A 17,664-nucleotide genomic window follows, 5' to 3' on the forward strand; every position below is an offset into this window, starting at 1 on the left:
GCATGAACAAGGACGCTCTCAAGAAAAAAGCTGCCCGGCGTGGGCAGCTTTTTTCTTACGTAATGTCTTTTTTGGAAATGTACCAATCGATATAATCAATATCCTCCTGTTCAGAACGTTTGGCGGCTTCCTCCTGGGATTTTGGTGGAGAAACGACGGCCTTGTCTCCTTCCTGCCAGTTCGCGGGCGTAGAAACGCCGTATTCATCGGTCGTCTTCAGAGCTTTAACAAGGCGTAGAATTTCCTGCATATTCCGTCCTGTCGTAAGTGGATAATAGATGATCGAGCGGATCTTCTGCTGGTCATCAATAACAAAGACAGCCCGGCTCGTCTCTACCTGACTCTCCCCAGGCATAATCATGCCGTACTTCATTGAGACTTCCTTATCCAGATCGGCAATGACAGGGAACTCGATGGACGTGTTGAAATTTTCTTCGATGCTGCGGATCCAGGCGATGTGGGAGTTTACAGAATCGACGCTTAAGCCAAGCAGCTCGGTGTTAAGCTGATGCAGTTCAGGATAAATCTCTTGAAAGCCGACAAACTCTGTCGTACAGACCGGCGTGAAATCGGAAGGGTGGGAAAACAGCACGAGCCATTTTCCTTTGTAATCCTTCAAACTGATATTTCCGTGGTTGGTGGGTGCTTCAAAATAAGGAGCACGGTCCCCGATTCTCGGCATCGTGACTTGAGAAACTTCTGTATCAAACTGAGCCATTATTTTTCCTCCTTGGTAGGAATTTCTTTTCTGTATGTCTCATTCCACAAATGAGAGCGCTTAATCTTTCTGTGGAAAGAATGAATCAAAAGTCCGCCCTGTCGAAGGAGCACAGAATTTTTATAGTTTTTCTTGAGAGAAGGAGGTGGAACGGTGTTTTTTCAGGTATACTACGGGAAGGTATGTATACAGGAAGATTTTATTGAAGGAAGAAGGATAAGTAGTGAAAAAAACTTTTGAACAACTGGGTATGTCCCGGGAAATGATTGATCGATTGAAGAAACAGGGAATTACCGTACCCACTCCTATTCAGGAGCAGGCGGTCCCTGTAATCATGGACGGACAGGATGTCATGGGACAGGCGCAGACAGGCACGGGAAAAACGTTTGCTTTTACTGTTCCGATATTAGAAAGGATCGATTCTTCCAAGCCTCACGTGCAGGCGCTGATCATATCACCGACAAGGGAATTGGCGCTGCAGATTACGGAGGAGACGAAGCGCCTTGCCCCGGAGGGGATCCATGTTCTGCCGGTTTATGGCGGGCAGGATACGATCAAACAGCTGCATAAGCTGGAAGGGACGGTTCATATAATTGTAGCGACTCCCGGCCGGCTGCTTGATCATCTGCGCCGGGAAACCGTCGATCTTACCCAGGTGGAGTACCTTGTCATTGATGAAGCGGATCAAATGCTGGAAGCCGGGTTTTATCCAGATGTGATGGACATCCTCGATCAAACGAATCCGGATAGACAGTCCATGCTGTTTTCTGCCACCCTGCCGTCCTCGGTGAAGAAACTCGGACGGGAAATGCTCCGGGAGCCCAGAACCATTCACGTAAAGCCCGAGAAAGAGACGATCGGCCACATTAAACAGCTGCTGTATCAAACGACAGACAGAGCCAAACAGGATGCCCTGATGACAATTATGCTCGAGCACCGGCCATTTCTTGCTGTCATTTTCTGCCGGACCAAACGCCGGGCGAAGAAGTTGAATGATGCGCTGCTTGCCAAAGGATTCCTCAGCGATGAACTTCATGGTGATCTTACCCAGGCCAAACGGCAGAAAGTCATGAAAAGGTTCCGTGAAGCGGATATCCAATATTTAGTGGCTACCGATGTAGCAGCCCGGGGATTGGATGTAGAAGGAGTCACTCATGTCTTCAACTACGACATTCCCCAGGATGCGGACAGCTACATCCACCGCATCGGCCGTACAGGAAGAGCGGGCGGCAAAGGCCTCGCCATCACCTTCGCTTCGCCGAAGGATAAGCAGATGCTGAATATTATAGAAAAACAAACCAAACAAAAACTCGAACGTCGTACACTCGATACACTATCCCCGGGCAAAAGAGAGAAAGAATAAAGCGAAGGATGCTGAAAGGCATCCTTCGCTTTTTTTCATACCGTGCCACCCCATTTTTTCAGGAAGGTTGGCACGGCAGTGAATGAAGTAAACCGGTGGATGGATAAGCAGATGCTGAAAAATGGGTCATAGACCTATACCGTTGTAGAATCTTCAGAAATATGATACATTAATAATGTAATTCCGAGTAAACGCATTGGGATTATAAATTATGGGGAGAGATGAAGCGATGGGAATGGAATTCGTCGACCTATTCAACCAATGGGCGAGTTCATATGATGATACAGTAGCAGGAAAAGATCCAGAATATAGAGAAGTCTTCGACGGTTATGAGGAAATGCTGGAGCGCTTAGCGAAGCTCTCATTATCTCCCGTATTGGAGTTCGGAGTAGGAACGGCCAACCTTACAAGAAAAATGGTCGATCAGAACAAAGTGGTGCTGGGCGTTGAGCCTTCTTCGGAAATGCGGAGAATTGCCAAAGTGAAATGTCCTGAAGCAGCAATATACGAAGGGAATTTCCTTGAATACCCTATGCTTCAGTCACCAATCCGTTCCATTGTCAGCTCGTTTGCTTTTCATCACCTGACTAGTTCAGAGAAGAAAGCAGCCATTGTCGACTTTCATCAGCGTCTCGAAGAAGATGGCCAGGTGATTTTTATTGATACCCTGTTTAAGGATAAAGATCATAAGAACACGTTGATCAAGGAAGCCGAGCAGGCGGGATTCTTGAATTTAGCACAGGATTTGCAGGAAGAATACTACCCTTATCTAGAAGAGATAAAAGAGATGTTTGTAGAAGCTGGATTTGAGGTATCGTTTGAACAAATTAACAAATATGCCTGGCTTATCCAGGCGGGAAAAGGAGTATGATCTTATGCCTATGAACGTAGAGAGCTTTAACCTTGACCATACGAAAGTCAAAGCGCCTTATGTACGCCTTGTTGGTGTGACCGAAGGGGAAAAGGGAGATAAAATCTATAAATATGATCTGCGTATCAAGCAGCCGAACCAGGAACACATGAATATGCCTGCACTTCATTCTCTTGAACATCTGATGGCAGAGAACAGCCGGAACCACCATGACCGTATCGTCGATATCGGACCGATGGGATGCCAGACAGGTTTTTATATTGCAGTACTGAATGATGACAGCTACGAAAATATCCTGAATGTGATCGAAAAAACGCTTCAGGATGTATTGGAAGCGGAAGAAGTGCCGGCCTGCAACGAAGTGCAGTGCGGTTTTGCAGCCAGCCACAGCCTGGAAGGTGCACAGGAGCTTGCCCGCGAGCTTCTGAATAAGCGTGACGAATGGACGGAAGTTTTTTAAAAAACGGGAGATGAGAATGCGATGGGGTACGTGAAGAATATCCAATCTTTGATTGGGCAGACACCTATGATTGAACTCACTCATTCAGCGATCCCGAATCAAGCCCGTATATTTGCCAAGCTTGAATTCATGAACCCAGGCGGTAGTATCAAAGACCGCCTGGGTTTAAAACTGATTGAGGATGCTTTAGCACGTGACCTGCTGAAGCCTGGCGGGACAATTGTGGAACCGACCGCGGGCAATACAGGGATCGGCGTCGCTCTTGCTGCTATTGGAAAAGGGTTCCGGGTGATTTTTGTGACACCTGAGAAATTCAGTGTTGAAAAACAGACGCTGATGAGAGCCCTTGGAGCAGAAGTGATCAACACGCCGACGGACCAGGGAATGAGAGGCGCGATTGATAAAGCGGAGGAGCTGTGTAAACAGATTCCGGACGCCTTCAGCCCTCAGCAGTTTAACAATCAGGCTAACCCGGATGCTTATTATGAATCCATTGGTCCGGAAATTTATGCTGATCTTGAGGGAGACATCGATGTTTTCGTAGCAGGAGCTGGTACAGGAGGAACCTTTATGGGGACAGCACGGTACTTGAAAGAACAGAATCCTGCTGTCAAGACGGTCATCGTTGAACCGGAGGGATCGATTCTGAATGGTGGAGAAGCCGGATCGCATCGTACGGAAGGCATCGGTATGGAATTTCTACCTTTTTATATGGATACAGATTATTTTGATGCCATTCACACGATTGCCGATGAAGATGCCTTTGCCCGTGTGAGAGAACTGGCACTCAAGGAAGGGCTGCTTGTGGCGAGTTCTTCCGGAGCAGTGTTTGAAGCCGCCCTCCGGGAAGCGGAGCAGGCAGAACCCGGGGCCCGGATTGTAACTATTTTTCCCGACAGCAGTGAACGGTATTTAAGCCAAGGAATATACGAGGAGTGAAAGCATGAGGAAAAAAACGCAGTTGATTCACGGTGGTATTACAGGAGATGAAAAAACAGGAGCGGTCAGTGTGCCGATTTATCAGGTCAGCACGTATGCTCAGGATGGCGTGGGTCAGCACCGCGGATATGAATATTCGCGGACAGGCAACCCGACCCGTTTTGCCCTGGAAGAACTGATTAAAGATCTGGAAGGCGGGCACCGCGGGTTTGCCTTCGGTTCTGGGATGGCCGCCATTACGGCGGTCCTGATGACTTTCAACCACGGAGATCACATCATTTTTACCGACGATGTGTACGGCGGTACGTACCGTCTCGTGTCCAAAGTGATCAACCGTTTCGGCCTGGAAGCGAGTTTTGTAGACACGAGTGATACGGCGAATATCGAAGCGGCAGTCACGGATCGTACGAAAGCGGTCTACGTCGAAACGCCGACCAATCCACTGCTGAAAATTACCAACCTTGATCAAACGGCAGAGCTGGCGAAAAAGCATGACTTAACGTTTATCGTGGATAACACCTTCAGTACACCATACTGGCAGAATCCACTGGAGCACGGTGCGGACATCGTCCTGCACAGTGCGACGAAATATTTAGGCGGACATAGTGATGTTGTCGCCGGGCTTGTCGTTGTGAATTCAGAACAGCTCGCGGAAGATGTTCATTTTGTGTTGAATTCTTCAGGTGGAATCCTCGGACCTCAAGATTCGTGGCTGTTAATGAGAGGAATCAAGACGCTCGGTATCCGCATGGAAGAAATTGAAGAGAACACCAGGCAGTTCGTCGAGTTTCTTCAGGAACTTCCGGAAGTCACGGACATTTACTACCCAGGCCTTTCTTCGCATAATGGTCATGATGTACACACGAAACAGGCAGGCGGAAACGGTGGTATGATCAGTTTTGACGTCGGCACCGCTGAAAAAGCCGACAAGGTGCTCCGCCATGTGAACTATTTTACGCTGGCGGAAAGTCTAGGAGCTGTGGAAAGTCTCATTTCTGTACCTGCCCAAATGACTCACGCGTCCATCCCTGAAGACCGCCGGGCAGAGCTTGGCATTACGGAGGGGCTTGTCCGTGTGTCCATCGGGTTGGAAGATATTGAAGATTTGAAGGAAGATTTCCTCCAAGCCTTAAGAAAATAACCAGAAAAAGGGGAGTGCTCTTGTTAGAGCACTCCCTCAGTCTGTAGAAAAAGTTCGTCCTATCCAGTTAGAGTTGTCCGCATGTCGTGTTGAGAGGGTACGTTCCGCTTATCGGCGGATGCTTGCTGCGGGCACGGCCTCAGCTAACTTGGTCAAGAAAACATTGGACCAAGTGGATCTTCGGCTCGCGCTGTTCCCGCAGGCGTCCCCACCGAGCGCTCCACGAGGCGATGCCTGTGGGAAAACAGCTTTACGCTAGGATGGATGTCCGCTCCTTTAGAGTCGCTGGACAGAAGGTTTTACTCAAAGCTGAGGGAGTGCTCTTGTTAGAGCACTCCCTTTTTGTATAGGAAAAGAAGGGAGTGTCAAACTAACAGGGACTACCAATCAGGAGTGGAATGACATGGATTATATTCAATATAAAAAGCAGTTGGAAGATCGAAAGAGGGAATTGGAACAACAGACGATGGACGATGACCAGTATGGCCTGAAGCGGGGATTTGCGAGTGATATGGCCTCGGGTGAATTGTCGCAGTACGACAATCATCCCGCGGATTCAGGGACAGAGCTGTATGAAAGGGAAAAGGATATGGCCCTGCTTGCTCATGTTAAAGAAGAATTACAGGACATTGAATATTCGCTTCAGCAGATAAAAGACGGCACGTACGGCATTTGTGAAGTGACGGGCCGGCAGATTCCTGCGGAGCGGCTGGAAGCTCTCCCGACAGCACGGACGATTGCGGATGCATCACCGAATGAGGAGGTTCCCTCTGACCCTCCGGTCGAACAGGATGTGTTGACTCATCTTGAGAATGCCTATGGAAGAGACTCGGATGATCCTGAATATAATGAACAGAATGCTTATGAGCAGGTGGCTTCCTTCAATCAAAGCAGCATGACCTATGATGATTCATCCCTTATGGACAATCAGGACGGTGTCGGCTATGCAGAAGAATTCGAGTCGTTTGTTTCCACGGATATGAATGGCTATACAGGAGCGGAGGGTGTCTCCTTCCAAAGAAATGAGCATTATGATAAATATATGGATGAAATGGATGAAAGAGAAGAGGAGCAGTAAACTCTAAAGGCCCGGGAGTATCCCGGGCCTAAGGCTGTAGAAAAATCCGTGTTATCCAGTTAGAGTTGTCCTGTCGTGATGAGGGGGCACGTTCCACTTATCGGTGGATGCTTGCCGCGGGCACGGCCTCAGCTAACTTGGTCAAGAAAACCATTGGACCAAGTGGATCTTCGGCTCGCACAGTTCCCGCAGGCGTCACCACCGAACGCTCCTCGTGCCGATGCTTGTGTGGAAACAGTTTTACCCTATGATAAAAGAGAACGTTGAGCATAGCTCCTTCGCCGTTTCAAAAGAACAGTACAGGCTGCGTTACTGCTGCTTGCGTTGGAAAAATTCTACCCGTGACCAAGAATTGATGCCCGCCCTTTGCAGTTATTAGAAAAAAGGTTTCTCTACAAGCTTAGGCCCGGGATTATCCCGGGCCTTCTGTTGATTAATAACCGACTTCAACGGCTGCGTTTACGATGTACATCAAATCATTTTTGTCTTCTTTTTCTTCAAGGAAAATGCCGCTGGTTGTAAGCATTCCACCTTCCATGACGGTGATGGTCACTTCGCCGAAAGGAATGGCTTTTTTTACTTCCTCATGATCCAGCTGATCGAAATCGCAGGGAACGGCCAGTTTGACGTTGATTTTCATATTGTCCAGAGATTGTTCTGGAAGAACGGTCCGTATGCCGGGCATGGAATTGGTGTGGATGGCATTCTTGATTGCTCGGACGGCTGCCTTTGTCACGTTCTGTCCATGTACATCTGTTCCCATTCCAGTTTGTATAAACATAAGTTGATCCATTCTTATTTCCCACCTTTCTTCTTGTATGGTATCACAGGTTCCAGACGCTCTGGAAAGGATATGGATAAAGACCAGCGGATAAAAATTTCTGTCCTGTCCATTAGTTTCGCCTATTTAGGTCAAACTAATGGTACAGGAGGGATGGACAGTGAAGCGATTATGGGTAATGGCTTTGATGATGACCCTGATCACATCAGAAGCTGTTTCAGCGGAAAGTATATATAAAATCATGCACAAAGATAAAGTGGCGGAGGATTGGGAGGTACATGCCGACTATCCTTTGTTTACGAATTTGGAAAATGAAGAACTGCAGAACATCGTCAATCACAGGATTGTTCAAAAGCTGGAGCATACGGCCGGGCGGGTGCAGAAGGGGGCAGCCGATTTCAGCGGAGTTCCCTATTTGTATTATGAGGAGTCCGCCGTTTACCAGGAAAAGCATTTCTATTCTGTTGTCATGATTTCCCACATATCAAGGGGGGACCGTTACAATTCAACGGTCACATCGGTGAATTTTGAAGACAGGACAGGCGGGGAAGTGAAGAAGCTGCAGGATCTCTTTGATATGGCCAAATTGAATAAGGAAGTGAAAAAAATATTGGATGCTGATCCGGATCTTCGTGCTGAACAGCCATTTGCGGGTGTCCGCGAGAACACAGCTTTTTACATGAAGGATGATCACCTGGTGCTTGTATTCAATAAATTTGAAGTAGCGGCGGGGGTTCACGGCACACCAGAAGTGCCCGTTCCAATGAAAGGTCTTCTGAAAACAGAAATCAATGCCCCGCAGGTTCCCATCCCATCGGTTACATGATTTGTGCACATCATCCACAGCGGTGATGTGTTTTTTGTACACAGGAATTACTGTGAGAAAGTTGCGTTTTCGCTGATTATTCAGAAAGTTATTCACATTGTGCACAACACTGTGGATTGTTTTCTCCACAAAAAAGAAGCATAAGCGCTCTGCTTATGCTTCCATCATTTCCTCATTATTCTGCTCACCATAATAGTGGAATAAATACTGGTCTTTCGTAATGACGTACAGGTCATACACGTCCTCGTTACGGTTGATCCATTCGTAGACGTCCGGGTAATCCTCGTTGGCAGAGGATACATACGGAATTTTGAGTGCGGCTTTCATGGAACGGACATTGGTACGGCGGATTTTCATAAAGACCGCCTGAACATCCAGCTGGAAGAACAACTCTTCAAAAAACGCTTCCTTGGCAGGCTTGTTGTATCCCATACCGAAATACGGGCGGCCGATCCAAGTGGCCAAAAATCCTCTTCCTTCTTGTATATCAAAAAGATTGATCGTTCCGATTGGCTGGGCCCACTCATCCAGGATCGTACGTGAAACCAATTCACCCCGATCTTCTGCTTCTATGGTCTGCTTTGTCAAAAAGTAAAACTCATCACTTGATGAAGCTTTATGGCGGACATATGGAAAAACTTCAGGGTGACTCATCAAATCAAACAAAACCGGGGCGTCATGCAGCTCACGCTTTTTCAGCATAAAAAATCCCTCCTTGGATGAGGAGGGGGGTTCGTATGCATAGGAAAGAACCATTCCTGGCTGGTTCGAACCCCCCTCGAATTTTTATCAATTGCTCACAAAAATCCGGGGTGGGAATCGAACCCACTAGAACCAGTAAAGCTACTGGTGGCGCACCATTTGCCTTCCCTAAAACAGAAACTTATAAAGAATCATCTAAACTTATAATAATCCAAAACCGTAAAAAAGTGAATAAAATAATTGTAAAGTTGCGATGAAATTTTTTCCTTGTTTCGTCACCTTCCCGCCGTTATGTAAAACATAAAAAAGGCACCCTTATCGTGAAGGCTGGGTGCCTATTAAACGTCCTCTACTTCTGTCAGTACAGTAAAGACAACGAGACGCTCGGAGTAGGTGGAGGCTTCCTGGTTGTACGATCCTGTACAGGTAATTAAGTTTAACCTCTGTTCGCTGGAAGGACCGAAAAGTTCACGGATGGGTGAATCTTGAAAAGGATAAGACGCTGTTTTTTCCACTGTGAACGTTAGGCGGGTTCCTTCATCATCGTAAAGATAAATCTCATCGCCCTCTGACAGTTCTTTTAAATTATAAAATACCGCGGGGCCGCTTCTCCCATCTACATGACCGGCAATGACGGAATTCCCCTGATTCCCTGGTTTTGTCCCAGGCTCAAACCATCCGGTGTCCGTCAAGTTAGCAGGGACCGCCATTCCACCTTCATCGGTATACCCGAGAGACTGGATAGGGGCGTCGACGTCGATGGCCGGGATTTCCAACCGATTCGGAACGATGCCCTCCTGTTTGTCAGGAGATACGGTGGCGGCAGGTGTGTAATTCTGCTGGATCGGCTCGTTTTCAAGGGCGTCCCTGGTTTCTTTTTCTCCTGCGTGTGTTTCTTTCATAAACTCATCCTGGCTGGAGGTAGAAAGAACCCCGGCCTCTTTCAAGGGTTCTTCGCTAAGCAGGGAATAGCTTGCGAAGAAAACGAAGAGACCGAGGATCACAGGGGTGAAGATTCTTTTCATATTTTACTTACGCTTCAGATTTTCTGCGTGTAAGGAATACACCAGCACCTGCTGCTGCCAGACCCAGGATACCGGCATATAGAAGGGCATTGGAAGTTTGACTTGTTCCACCAAAACCAGTTTCAGGCATATCAGAAGGCATCGCGGATGAATCTTGAAGAAGGATTACTTCAGGATTATCAGCGGTCCCTACAGCGAATGCACTATAGACGTTCCCTGCTTCCAGAGTTGTTCCGGAAAGGTCAATCAGCTGTGCCCCATCTGTTGTGCGTACTTCAAGATCATACGTTCCTGCTTCAAGTTCCTTATAATCGGTTACCATCGGGAATTCGGCACCAGAGAAGACAGCGTCTCCATCAATAGGTCCTACATCAACAGCTGGTGCTTCTGGAATGAAGTGTCCAACACGGATTTTAGCCATATCTTCGCTTGCTTCCATGGAATCTTCAAGAGCTTTCAACTGCAGATTCTCCAGGTTATCAACAGCTGCTGCGGTATAAGCTTTACCAGCTTCTACCGTAACATTTGTAGAAATGACAGGATCCTGTTCACCTTTTGTACCGGCTGCATAAATTTCAACGGTATGTTCTCCTGCAGGAACTTTCATATAGTCGGTAGCTGCTTTGAACTCAGCACCTTCCACAGCGGCTTCATCATTTAAGTATACGTCAACCGCAGGCGCATCAGGTGAAGCATGGACGACACGGAGCATAGCTTCCTCGTGATGATCTGCGAAAACAGCCGGGGCGAACATTCCAAAAATCAAAACAACAGCAGCAAGACTTGATAACAACTTTTTCATTCATTCCACTCCCTTGATTTTTTATATTGATTGCCGGAGAGGCAAAAAATATCGAATTCATACAACGTTGTGTAACACTTGTACAAGTTTTGTTACAGTCTACCTATTGCCGTAAAGTTTGAATTCGAAACATTATATTTGTAATGAATGTGCAAAAAAAGCACCGGGATGAATCGGTGCCCTTTTTACTGCCTTGCTATGGATGGATGTTATACGTTATCCGCTGTGATCCCCGGCGATAGTGAAGTCATCTTTACCATCGAGCACCTCATCGACATAATTTCTTCCCCAGGCGTACATCGCTTCTAAGATCGGAAGCAGGCTTTCCCCGTGTTTGGTCAGCGAATATTCCACTTTGGGGGGAACAACCGGGTACACTTCCCGGTGAATGATATCGTGGGCTTCAAGTTCACGCAGCTGGTTGACGAGCATCCGCTGGGTAATCCCCGGCATAAGGGTCTTCAGTTCTCCGAAGCGTTTCGTTCCTTCTTTTCCTAAATGCCAGAGAATCAGCATTTTCCACTTTCCACCTATAATGGCTAAAGTTAATTCTTTTTCACAGTTGAATGATCGTTCTCCCAAATTCGGCATCATGCTCTTCCTTTCTATATAAAAGTCGAGGGGGCAGTATACTTTTTTTCACTACGTGAGAAAAAAATGCGTACTTTTTTTATTTCACTAGGCTGAGTATACTAATCCCTGTGCCACAGCGTAAAGTTTTTAACCTGGGGCTTATCCAAACTCAAAGAAGAAGGAGTCGAAGATAAATGAAATTACAACTTGCTTTAGACCTTGTAGATATTAACGGTGCCATTGAAGTGGTGAAGGAAGTGGAGAACCATGTCGATGTGGTGGAAATCGGAACGCCGGTCGTCATCAATGAAGGATTGAAGGCGGTTAGAGAAGTGAAGAAAGCCTTCCCGGATATGACGGTTCTTGCTGATCTTAAAATTATGGATGCTGCCGGTTACGAAGTCAGCCAAGCGTCTGCTTCCGGAGCAGACATCGTTACCATTCTGGGAGCTGCTGAAGATGAATCCATCAAAGGTGCCGTCGAGGAAGCGAAGAATCAGGGCAAAGAGATTCTTGCCGACATGATCGCTGTTCAGGATGTTGAAACACGTGCCGGAGAACTGGACCAGCTCGGTGTGGATTACATTTGTGTGCACACGGGTTATGATCTCCAAGCCGTTGGAAAAGATTCTTTTGCAGACCTTGCCGCAATTAAGAAAGTAGTCAAGAACGCGAAGACGGCTATTGCGGGCGGCATCAAGCTCGAAACCCTTCCAGAAGTGATCAGCCACAAGCCTGATTTAATCATTGTCGGCGGAGGAATTACTGGTCAGGAAGATCAAGCATCAGCTGCCAAGCAAATCAAAGAGCTGATAACCCAGGGCTGAGTCATCTTATGAATGCACAAGCGTATATGAAAAAGATTGTCGCTGAACTCGAAGAAAGTGTTTCTTACATTTCTAAAGAAGAAACAGAAGCACTGATTACCCAGATGCTTCAGTCCAGGAGAATTTTCGTTGCGGGGGCCGGCCGGTCCGGGTTAATGGGAAAATCTTTTGTCATGCGTCTCATGCATATAGGACTGGACGCTTATGCGGTAGGTGAGACCGTCACAGCTGGATTGGAAGAAGGGGACCTTTTGATTATCGGGACAGGCTCTGGAGAAACCGTTTCGCTTGCGGCTGTTGCAGAAAAGGCAAAGCGTTTAGGTGGAAAAGTGGCGGCTGTTACGATCAAGCCTGATTCTACAATCGGAAAAACAGCGGATTTGACGGTTCAAATGCCGGGTGCACCAAAAGACCGTGGTCAGGAAGAGTTCCGCACGATACAGCCGATGGGATCTTTATTTGAACAAACCATGCTTGTCTTATATGATGCTTTGATTTTAGGTCTGATGGAGAAAAAAGGACTGGATTCAGAGACGATGTACGGAAAGCATGCCAATCTTGAATGAATGAAAACAAGCCTCCACCCGCTTATGGTGGAGGCTTGTTTTGTTATTCCTGATAGTAAACCATTTTCCCATCAATCATTGTCCATATCGGTTTGGAGAGATACTCGAAAGGGTGGCCGCTCCATAGGACAAGGTCGGCATCTTTGCCTTTTTCGATAGATCCGACACGGTCATCCACGCCAAGGTTTTTCGCTGGAGTAATGGTAATGCCGCGGAGGGCATCCTCAATTTCCATTCCTTCTCTGGCCGCCAGGGCTGCGCAGATGTTTAAGTATTGGATAGGGGTGTAGGGATGATCGGTCGTAATCGATACTTTAATGCCGTAGTCATGCAGAATTTTATACGTCTGCCACGTTTTGTTGCGCAGTTCAATTTTAGACGCCCGTGTAAAGGTGGGGCCGACAGATACCTGAAGATCACGGCCGGCCAGCTCGTCTGCAATCAGGTGCCCTTCTGTACAGTGTTCGATTCTTAAATCGAGATCGAACTCATCTGCAAACCGGAGCGCTGTAACAATGTCATCCGCTCTGTGTGCGTGGATCCGGACAGGGATTTCCTTATTGAGCGCTTTGAGTATCGGCTGGACACGGAGGCCGGGGTCGGGATCTTTCATGGCAGCATAGAACGTTTCCCGAAGCGTCCCCATAATTCCAAGACGCGTAATGGACGCATTTTTGGACTGGGAGTGAATGCGTTTCGGGTTTTCACCGAGAGCCAGCTTCAGTCCGGCCGTCTGCCGTAGAATCATTTGGTTGATCGTATGGCCAACGGTCTTGATAACCGACGTCATTCCGCCGATCATGTTGGCGCTCCCCGGCATAATGTGGGCAGTCGTGACACCCGCTTTGCGCGCATTGAAGAAGGCAGGATCCAGCGGATGAGCGCCGTCGATAGCTCTTAAGTGTGGAGTAATGGCTTCGATCGTTTCGTTGGCATCACTGCCTGCCCAGCCTGTACCTTCATCATATAATCCGAGGTGGGTGTGGACGTCAATAAAGCCGGGATACAAGTCCATGCCTTTTCCATCAATGCATTCCGCTTGTTCAGGAATTTGAAGGTCCGCTCCATAATCCTGAATTTTTCCGTCGACAACGTGGACAGAGCCATTCGGAATAGAAGGGGAGGTGATCGGGTGAATATGGACATTCTTAATGACAGTCATCATAAACATACAGCCTTTCCAATAGTTATACTTTTATTATACGGTTATTCTGTCCTGTTGGCTCTAAAAAAAGGAACAAAGTCCGGGACTTTGTTCCTTTTTTTGCTAGTTTTCCAAAATAGAGGCAAGAGCCGGCTCTAGTTCGGGATACTTGAAGCTGTACCCTTCGCGGAGCGCTTTTTTCGGAATGACGGCCTGACCATCGAGCAAGAGGGTGCTCATATCTCCAAGCGCCGCCTTCAATGCGAAGGCCGGAGCCGGGAGCCAGTGCGGCCGGTTGAGAACATCCCCCAATGTCTGTCCGAAATCCTTGTTTCGCTTCGGATTGGGAGCTGTTCCATTCAACGGCCCCTCCAGGTCAGGGTGAATGAGGGCAAATTGAATGAGGCCGACAACGTCCTGGACGTGGATCCAGGACATCCACTGCTCGCCGGAGCCAAGGTTTCCACCGACCATCATTTTGTAAGGCAGGACCATTTTAGGAAGGGCGCCTTCCTCACCTAAGATAATTCCGAAGCGCACATAAACGGTCCGCACCCCTTTTTCCTTGGCTTTAGCCGCTCTTTCCTCCCATTCCACGACGACACTCGCAAGAAAATCGTTCCCTGCTTTTGTCGTTTCTTCCGTAAACGTTTTCGTTTTGGATTGTCCATAAAATCCGACAGCTGATGCGTTGACGAGTACATCCGGCTTTTCAGGAAGGGCATCAATCAAGTCAAGCACGCCCTCAGTGGCTTCGATCCGGCTCTTTAGGATGGACTGTTTCTTTTCCTCTGTCCACCGTCCGCTGTTCAACGATTCACCGGCCAGGTTTACAATGGCGTCCAGCAAAGGCAGTTTCTTTTCCGGGTTGAAGGATTCCTTCAACCATCCAACATAAGTGACCTGATCTGTGTTTTGGTGCTTTTCGGGACTCCGGGTCAGTATGTAGATGTCATGACCTTCCTCTTGTAACGATTGTACGAGTTTCTGTCCTACAAATCCTGTTCCACCAGTTACGGCAATTTTCATTTCTATTCCTCCTGTTCTATGGATAGGCTGTCCCCGGTCCTTTATCATGTATATAAGGTGGAGTCGTGGTAAAATAAACGCATTGGGGTGAAGCGAATGGCTAAACTGACAAAAATTACAACGCAGAAAAAAAATAAGGCACGGTACAATATTTTTCTGGATAAAGGCCAGGGAGAAGAATACGGATTCAGTGTTGATGAAGATGTCCTCATCAAGCACAACCTCCAGAAAAATATGGAGCTTGATGATGCCGCGGTCCAGGCACTGATTCAGAGTGATAACCTGCATAAATCCTATACCCTTGCCATCAATTATTTAAGCTATCGAATGCGATCGGAAAAGGAAATCCGTGATTATTTGACGGACAAGGAAACCGATCCGGAGCAGATTGATGAAATCATCCAGCGGTTAAAAAACGAGCGGCTGCTGAATGATCAGGAATTTGCCCGTTCCCTTGTCCGGACGAGGGTGACGACTTCCAGTAAAGGGCCGCTCATGGTGAAAAAGGAACTGATTGAAAAAGGGGTCCATGCGCAGACCGCAGCGGATGCGCTTCATCATTATTCTTTCGACGAGCAGATTGAAAAAGCCTTGAAATTTGCGGAAAAGAAAATGAGGAACGATGGCAGGAAGTCTCATAAACAGCAGGTTCAACAGGTGCAGCAGACGCTGATGCAGAAAGGTTTTACAGGAGATGTCATCAAAGAGGTGCTTACACAGCTCCCTGATGAGGAAAATGAGGATGCCGAGTGGCAGGCGGTCGTTCACCAGGGGGAGAAGCTGCTCCGGAAGTATTCTTCCAAGGCAGAAGGCTATGAACTGAAGCAGAAGGTGAAAGCAGGCCTGTACCGAAAAGGGTTTGCATTCGATTCCATTGACAGGTTCATGGAGGAATATATCGAAGAAAGCTAGCATGAAAAAAGAACAAGCAGGTGACTTAAACGTCAACTACTTGTTCTTGTTTTCTGAGCAGGCCTTTTTTATCAAGGTCTTCAATGGCTTCGTGAACATGATCGACAACCGTACCGGCTTTCGCTTTCACTTCATCACGTGCTGTGGACATGACGTAGCTGTGCGGTGTCATTTCAAACATGCTTACATCATTAAAGGAATCCCCGACACAGGCAATTTCTTCAGGCGCAAGCCCGAGTCCTTCGATCAACTTTTTCAAACCACTCTGCTTATTGATGTTTTTAGGCATCATATCCACGCAGGTTTCATGGGAGATGAAGCTGTCGATTTCTTCGCCGAAAGTGCCTGCGACTTTATCAGCAGCCTTGATGACATCGGCTTCCTGTCCGTGCAGGGTAATCTTGGACGGGGTCACTTTTGTACCGATCAGCTCATTCAGCTCCGGCTTAACGATGATGTCATGGAACATCTGCTCGGAAATGAGGTCGATCCAGTGGCTGTGCTCCTTCGTAAAGGTTTCATCAGCTGTCGATACGGTTTTAACCATCGGTTCGGCGTCAATTTCACTGACAATCCGGCGGGCAAGCTCAGGGTCGAACGTCTTTGCGAGGACCGGCTTGTTCTGATCGTCAAACACGAAAGCACCGTTCTGGCTGACGCGGTGGCCATTGACGCCAACACGTTTCAGCACCTCGCTGATTTCATGGTCCATCCGTCCGGATGCTACGGCAAGCGGAGTCCCGTAGTCGATCATCTTTTTTAAGGCGTCTACATCTTCATTCTTTATATAATGGTCCTGACCGAGCAGGGTGCCATCAAGGTCTGTAACAAACAATTTGATCATGGAAATGCTCCTTCCTTTGGCATTTATCAAGTACCTTCATGATTGTACACGACGTAATCGCTTACACACAAAGGAGAATACCTGCCCGTAGTTTAACCTCTTGTAAAAAATACAAATCAACTATAGGATAGAAGTTATGAGATGACTGAAAACGCTTTTAGTGTGATGTTAGTGGGGGACCGTTATGGAACAGCAATTAACAATAAAAAAAGTATTGAATAATAACGTCATCATTGCTGCCCACCCGTCCTACGAGGAAGTGGTGCTGATCGGAAAAGGGATCGGTTTTAACAAGTCCACAGGGGAGGACGTCTCCTTCGATAAAGCCGACAAAACCTTTCTATTGAGCAATGAACAGGAAAAGGAACAGTATGTCAATCTGCTGCCTTACATTGATGAAGCGCTGATCGATTTTATGAATGATATTCTGCATCATATTGAAGCGAGGATGGGGCAGGAGCTGAACCAGCATATCCACGTGGCTCTGACTGACCACATCGCTTTCGCCATCAACAGGGCGAAAAAGGAAATGCAGTTCACCAATCCTTTCCTGTTCGAAATCGAATCGCTTTACCCGAAGGAATACCAGGTGGCGACAGAAGTGGTGACAATGATCTACGACCAGATGGGCATTCATTTTCCGGAAGGGGAAACCGGTTTTATTGCGCTGCATATTCATAGTGCAGTCACGGATAAGACGCTCCGGGAAATCAACCGGCATAACCAGTTGATTACCCGGCTTGTAGGAATTGTGGAGGAAACCATGGACGTTGAAATCGACAAAAAAAGTGTCGATTATCACCGGCTTGTCCAGCACCTTCACAGAGCAATCGACCGTGTCTACCAGGGGGAATCGGCAGGGGATGAAATTCGTCTCGCTGAGATGTTGAAACAAGAGTACCCGGTATGCTATAATCTTGCTTGGAAGTTGATTAAAGTGATGCAGAAACAGCTGAATAAACCCGTAGATGAATCAGAAGCCGTTTATCTCACGATTCATCTGCAGCGTTTAACCCATAAATCCTAAAACGTACGTGTTACTGACACGATCAGGCATGAGTAC

General features: G+C 47.4%; 20 protein-coding genes. 11 read left to right on the top strand and 9 right to left on the bottom strand.

What is annotated here, in order from left to right:
* Positions 1-55: 55 nt before the first annotated feature.
* The gene (locus tag ACXAGL_RS11960) at positions 56-718 is read right to left on the bottom strand and encodes a peroxiredoxin (protein ID WP_474967655.1); all 663 of its coding nucleotides are present in this window, start codon (positions 716-718) and stop codon (positions 56-58) included.
* A gap of 223 nt (positions 719-941) precedes the next feature.
* Between ACXAGL_RS11960 and ACXAGL_RS11965 the strand changes: the two genes are divergently transcribed.
* The 6 genes from ACXAGL_RS11965 (at position 942) to ACXAGL_RS11990 (ending at position 6,570) form a co-directional block, all read left to right on the top strand.
* On the top strand, positions 942-2,081 hold the full coding sequence (locus ACXAGL_RS11965; protein WP_474991263.1) for a DEAD/DEAH box helicase: 1,140 nt from the start codon (positions 942-944) through the stop codon (positions 2,079-2,081).
* A 211-nt stretch (positions 2,082-2,292) separates the two neighbouring features.
* Positions 2,293-2,952, top strand: coding sequence for a class I SAM-dependent DNA methyltransferase (locus ACXAGL_RS11970; RefSeq protein WP_474971928.1), 660 nt, complete (start codon positions 2,293-2,295; stop codon positions 2,950-2,952).
* Between the two features lie 4 nt (positions 2,953-2,956).
* Positions 2,957-3,412 carry an S-ribosylhomocysteine lyase gene (locus tag ACXAGL_RS11975; protein ID WP_474967657.1) on the top strand — a complete coding sequence of 152 codons (456 nt, stop codon included), beginning with the start codon at positions 2,957-2,959 and terminating at the stop codon, positions 3,410-3,412.
* Between the two features lie 21 nt (positions 3,413-3,433).
* Complete coding sequence (locus ACXAGL_RS11980) at positions 3,434-4,351, top strand: PLP-dependent cysteine synthase family protein (RefSeq protein WP_474971927.1); 918 nt, start codon at positions 3,434-3,436, stop codon at positions 4,349-4,351.
* Between the two features lie 4 nt (positions 4,352-4,355).
* Entirely contained in the window at positions 4,356-5,492 is a 1,137-nt protein-coding gene (locus tag ACXAGL_RS11985; RefSeq protein ID WP_474971926.1) for a bifunctional cystathionine gamma-lyase/homocysteine desulfhydrase, read from the top strand.
* Positions 5,493-5,895: 403 nt separating this feature from the next.
* On the top strand, positions 5,896-6,570 hold the full coding sequence (locus ACXAGL_RS11990) for a TraR/DksA C4-type zinc finger protein (RefSeq protein ID WP_474971925.1): 675 nt from the start codon (positions 5,896-5,898) through the stop codon (positions 6,568-6,570).
* 433 nt (positions 6,571-7,003) lie between these two features.
* Here ACXAGL_RS11990 and ACXAGL_RS11995 read toward each other — a convergent pair whose 3' ends face one another.
* Positions 7,004-7,363 (bottom strand): Lin0512 family protein, encoded by a 360-nt coding sequence (locus ACXAGL_RS11995; protein ID WP_474967661.1) that lies wholly within the window; start codon positions 7,361-7,363, stop codon positions 7,004-7,006.
* 148 nt (positions 7,364-7,511) lie between these two features.
* On the opposite strand from ACXAGL_RS11995, the gene ACXAGL_RS12000 reads away from it, so the two are divergent.
* Entirely contained in the window at positions 7,512-8,177 is a 666-nt protein-coding gene (locus tag ACXAGL_RS12000) for an RsiV family protein (RefSeq protein ID WP_474967662.1), read from the top strand.
* 153 nt (positions 8,178-8,330) lie between these two features.
* Here the strand turns inward: ACXAGL_RS12000 and ACXAGL_RS12005 are convergent, their stop codons facing one another.
* The 4 genes from ACXAGL_RS12005 to ACXAGL_RS12020 all read right to left on the bottom strand — a co-directional run bounded on the left by ACXAGL_RS12005 (position 8,331) and on the right by ACXAGL_RS12020 (position 11,297).
* A complete protein-coding gene (locus tag ACXAGL_RS12005; protein ID WP_206934279.1) occupies positions 8,331-8,879 on the bottom strand; it encodes a GNAT family N-acetyltransferase in 549 nt (182 codons plus the stop codon).
* Positions 8,880-9,217: 338 nt separating this feature from the next.
* Complete coding sequence (locus tag ACXAGL_RS12010; protein WP_474991264.1) at positions 9,218-9,781, bottom strand: class F sortase; 564 nt, start codon at positions 9,779-9,781, stop codon at positions 9,218-9,220.
* A 130-nt stretch (positions 9,782-9,911) separates the two neighbouring features.
* Complete coding sequence (locus ACXAGL_RS12015; RefSeq protein WP_474971923.1) at positions 9,912-10,706, bottom strand: DUF4397 domain-containing protein; 795 nt, start codon at positions 10,704-10,706, stop codon at positions 9,912-9,914.
* A 216-nt stretch (positions 10,707-10,922) separates the two neighbouring features.
* Positions 10,923-11,297 (bottom strand): winged helix-turn-helix transcriptional regulator, encoded by a 375-nt coding sequence (locus ACXAGL_RS12020; RefSeq protein ID WP_027956076.1) that lies wholly within the window; start codon positions 11,295-11,297, stop codon positions 10,923-10,925.
* 176 nt (positions 11,298-11,473) lie between these two features.
* On the opposite strand from ACXAGL_RS12020, the gene hxlA reads away from it, so the two are divergent.
* Positions 11,474-12,106: a 3-hexulose-6-phosphate synthase gene (gene hxlA, locus ACXAGL_RS12025; protein ID WP_474971922.1), complete on the top strand. Its 633-nt coding sequence runs from the start codon at positions 11,474-11,476 to the stop codon at positions 12,104-12,106.
* A gap of 8 nt (positions 12,107-12,114) precedes the next feature.
* Positions 12,115-12,672: a 6-phospho-3-hexuloisomerase gene (gene hxlB, locus ACXAGL_RS12030; RefSeq protein ID WP_474967666.1), complete on the top strand. Its 558-nt coding sequence runs from the start codon at positions 12,115-12,117 to the stop codon at positions 12,670-12,672.
* A 43-nt stretch (positions 12,673-12,715) separates the two neighbouring features.
* On the opposite strand, the gene ACXAGL_RS12035 is transcribed toward hxlB, so the two are convergent.
* A complete protein-coding gene (locus tag ACXAGL_RS12035) occupies positions 12,716-13,837 on the bottom strand; it encodes an amidohydrolase (protein WP_474967667.1) in 1,122 nt (373 codons plus the stop codon).
* Positions 13,838-13,939: 102 nt separating this feature from the next.
* On the bottom strand, positions 13,940-14,845 hold the full coding sequence (locus ACXAGL_RS12040; protein WP_474991265.1) for a TIGR01777 family oxidoreductase: 906 nt from the start codon (positions 14,843-14,845) through the stop codon (positions 13,940-13,942).
* A 96-nt stretch (positions 14,846-14,941) separates the two neighbouring features.
* Between ACXAGL_RS12040 and recX the strand changes: the two genes are divergently transcribed.
* Positions 14,942-15,757, top strand: a complete 816-nt coding sequence (gene recX, locus ACXAGL_RS12045; protein ID WP_474991266.1) for a recombination regulator RecX — start codon at positions 14,942-14,944, stop codon at positions 15,755-15,757.
* Positions 15,758-15,782: 25 nt separating this feature from the next.
* Here the strand turns inward: recX and ACXAGL_RS12050 are convergent, their stop codons facing one another.
* Positions 15,783-16,601 carry an HAD family hydrolase gene (locus tag ACXAGL_RS12050; RefSeq protein WP_474991267.1) on the bottom strand — a complete coding sequence of 273 codons (819 nt, stop codon included), beginning with the start codon at positions 16,599-16,601 and terminating at the stop codon, positions 15,783-15,785.
* Between the two features lie 184 nt (positions 16,602-16,785).
* Here ACXAGL_RS12050 and glcT point away from each other — a divergent pair, with 184 nt between their 5' ends.
* Entirely contained in the window at positions 16,786-17,628 is an 843-nt protein-coding gene (glcT, locus tag ACXAGL_RS12055) for a glucose PTS transporter transcription antiterminator GlcT (protein WP_474991268.1), read from the top strand.
* The last annotated feature ends 36 nt before the right edge of the window (positions 17,629-17,664 follow it).

The organism is Halobacillus sp. ABA4_118 (assembly GCF_056160205.1).

Bases quoted from the DNA above. Each gene is read 5' to 3' on its own strand.
- ACXAGL_RS11960 (WP_474967655.1), bottom strand. From the start codon at position 718: ATGGCTCAGTTTGATACAGAAGTTTCTCAAGTCACGATGCCGAGAATC.
- ACXAGL_RS11970 (WP_474971928.1), top strand. From the start codon at position 2,293: ATGGGGAGAGATGAAGCGATGGGAATGGAATTCGTCGACCTATTCAAC.
- ACXAGL_RS11975 (WP_474967657.1), top strand. From the start codon at position 2,957: ATGCCTATGAACGTAGAGAGCTTTAACCTTGACCATACGAAAGTCAAA.
- ACXAGL_RS11980 (WP_474971927.1), top strand. From the start codon at position 3,434: ATGGGGTACGTGAAGAATATCCAATCTTTGATTGGGCAGACACCTATG.
- ACXAGL_RS11985 (WP_474971926.1), top strand. From the start codon at position 4,356: ATGAGGAAAAAAACGCAGTTGATTCACGGTGGTATTACAGGAGATGAA.
- ACXAGL_RS11990 (WP_474971925.1), top strand. From the start codon at position 5,896: ATGGATTATATTCAATATAAAAAGCAGTTGGAAGATCGAAAGAGGGAA.
- ACXAGL_RS11995 (WP_474967661.1), bottom strand. From the start codon at position 7,363: ATGGATCAACTTATGTTTATACAAACTGGAATGGGAACAGATGTACAT.
- ACXAGL_RS12005 (WP_206934279.1), bottom strand. From the start codon at position 8,879: ATGCTGAAAAAGCGTGAGCTGCATGACGCCCCGGTTTTGTTTGATTTG.
- ACXAGL_RS12010 (WP_474991264.1), bottom strand. From the start codon at position 9,781: ATGAAAGAAACACACGCAGGAGAAAAAGAAACCAGGGACGCCCTTGAA.
- ACXAGL_RS12015 (WP_474971923.1), bottom strand. From the start codon at position 10,706: ATGAAAAAGTTGTTATCAAGTCTTGCTGCTGTTGTTTTGATTTTTGGA.
- ACXAGL_RS12020 (WP_027956076.1), bottom strand. From the start codon at position 11,297: ATGCCGAATTTGGGAGAACGATCATTCAACTGTGAAAAAGAATTAACT.
- hxlA (WP_474971922.1), top strand. From the start codon at position 11,474: ATGAAATTACAACTTGCTTTAGACCTTGTAGATATTAACGGTGCCATT.
- hxlB (WP_474967666.1), top strand. From the start codon at position 12,115: ATGAATGCACAAGCGTATATGAAAAAGATTGTCGCTGAACTCGAAGAA.
- ACXAGL_RS12035 (WP_474967667.1), bottom strand. From the start codon at position 13,837: ATGATGACTGTCATTAAGAATGTCCATATTCACCCGATCACCTCCCCT.
- ACXAGL_RS12040 (WP_474991265.1), bottom strand. From the start codon at position 14,845: ATGAAAATTGCCGTAACTGGTGGAACAGGATTTGTAGGACAGAAACTC.
- recX (WP_474991266.1), top strand. From the start codon at position 14,942: ATGGCTAAACTGACAAAAATTACAACGCAGAAAAAAAATAAGGCACGG.
- ACXAGL_RS12050 (WP_474991267.1), bottom strand. From the start codon at position 16,601: ATGATCAAATTGTTTGTTACAGACCTTGATGGCACCCTGCTCGGTCAG.
- glcT (WP_474991268.1), top strand. From the start codon at position 16,786: ATGGAACAGCAATTAACAATAAAAAAAGTATTGAATAATAACGTCATC.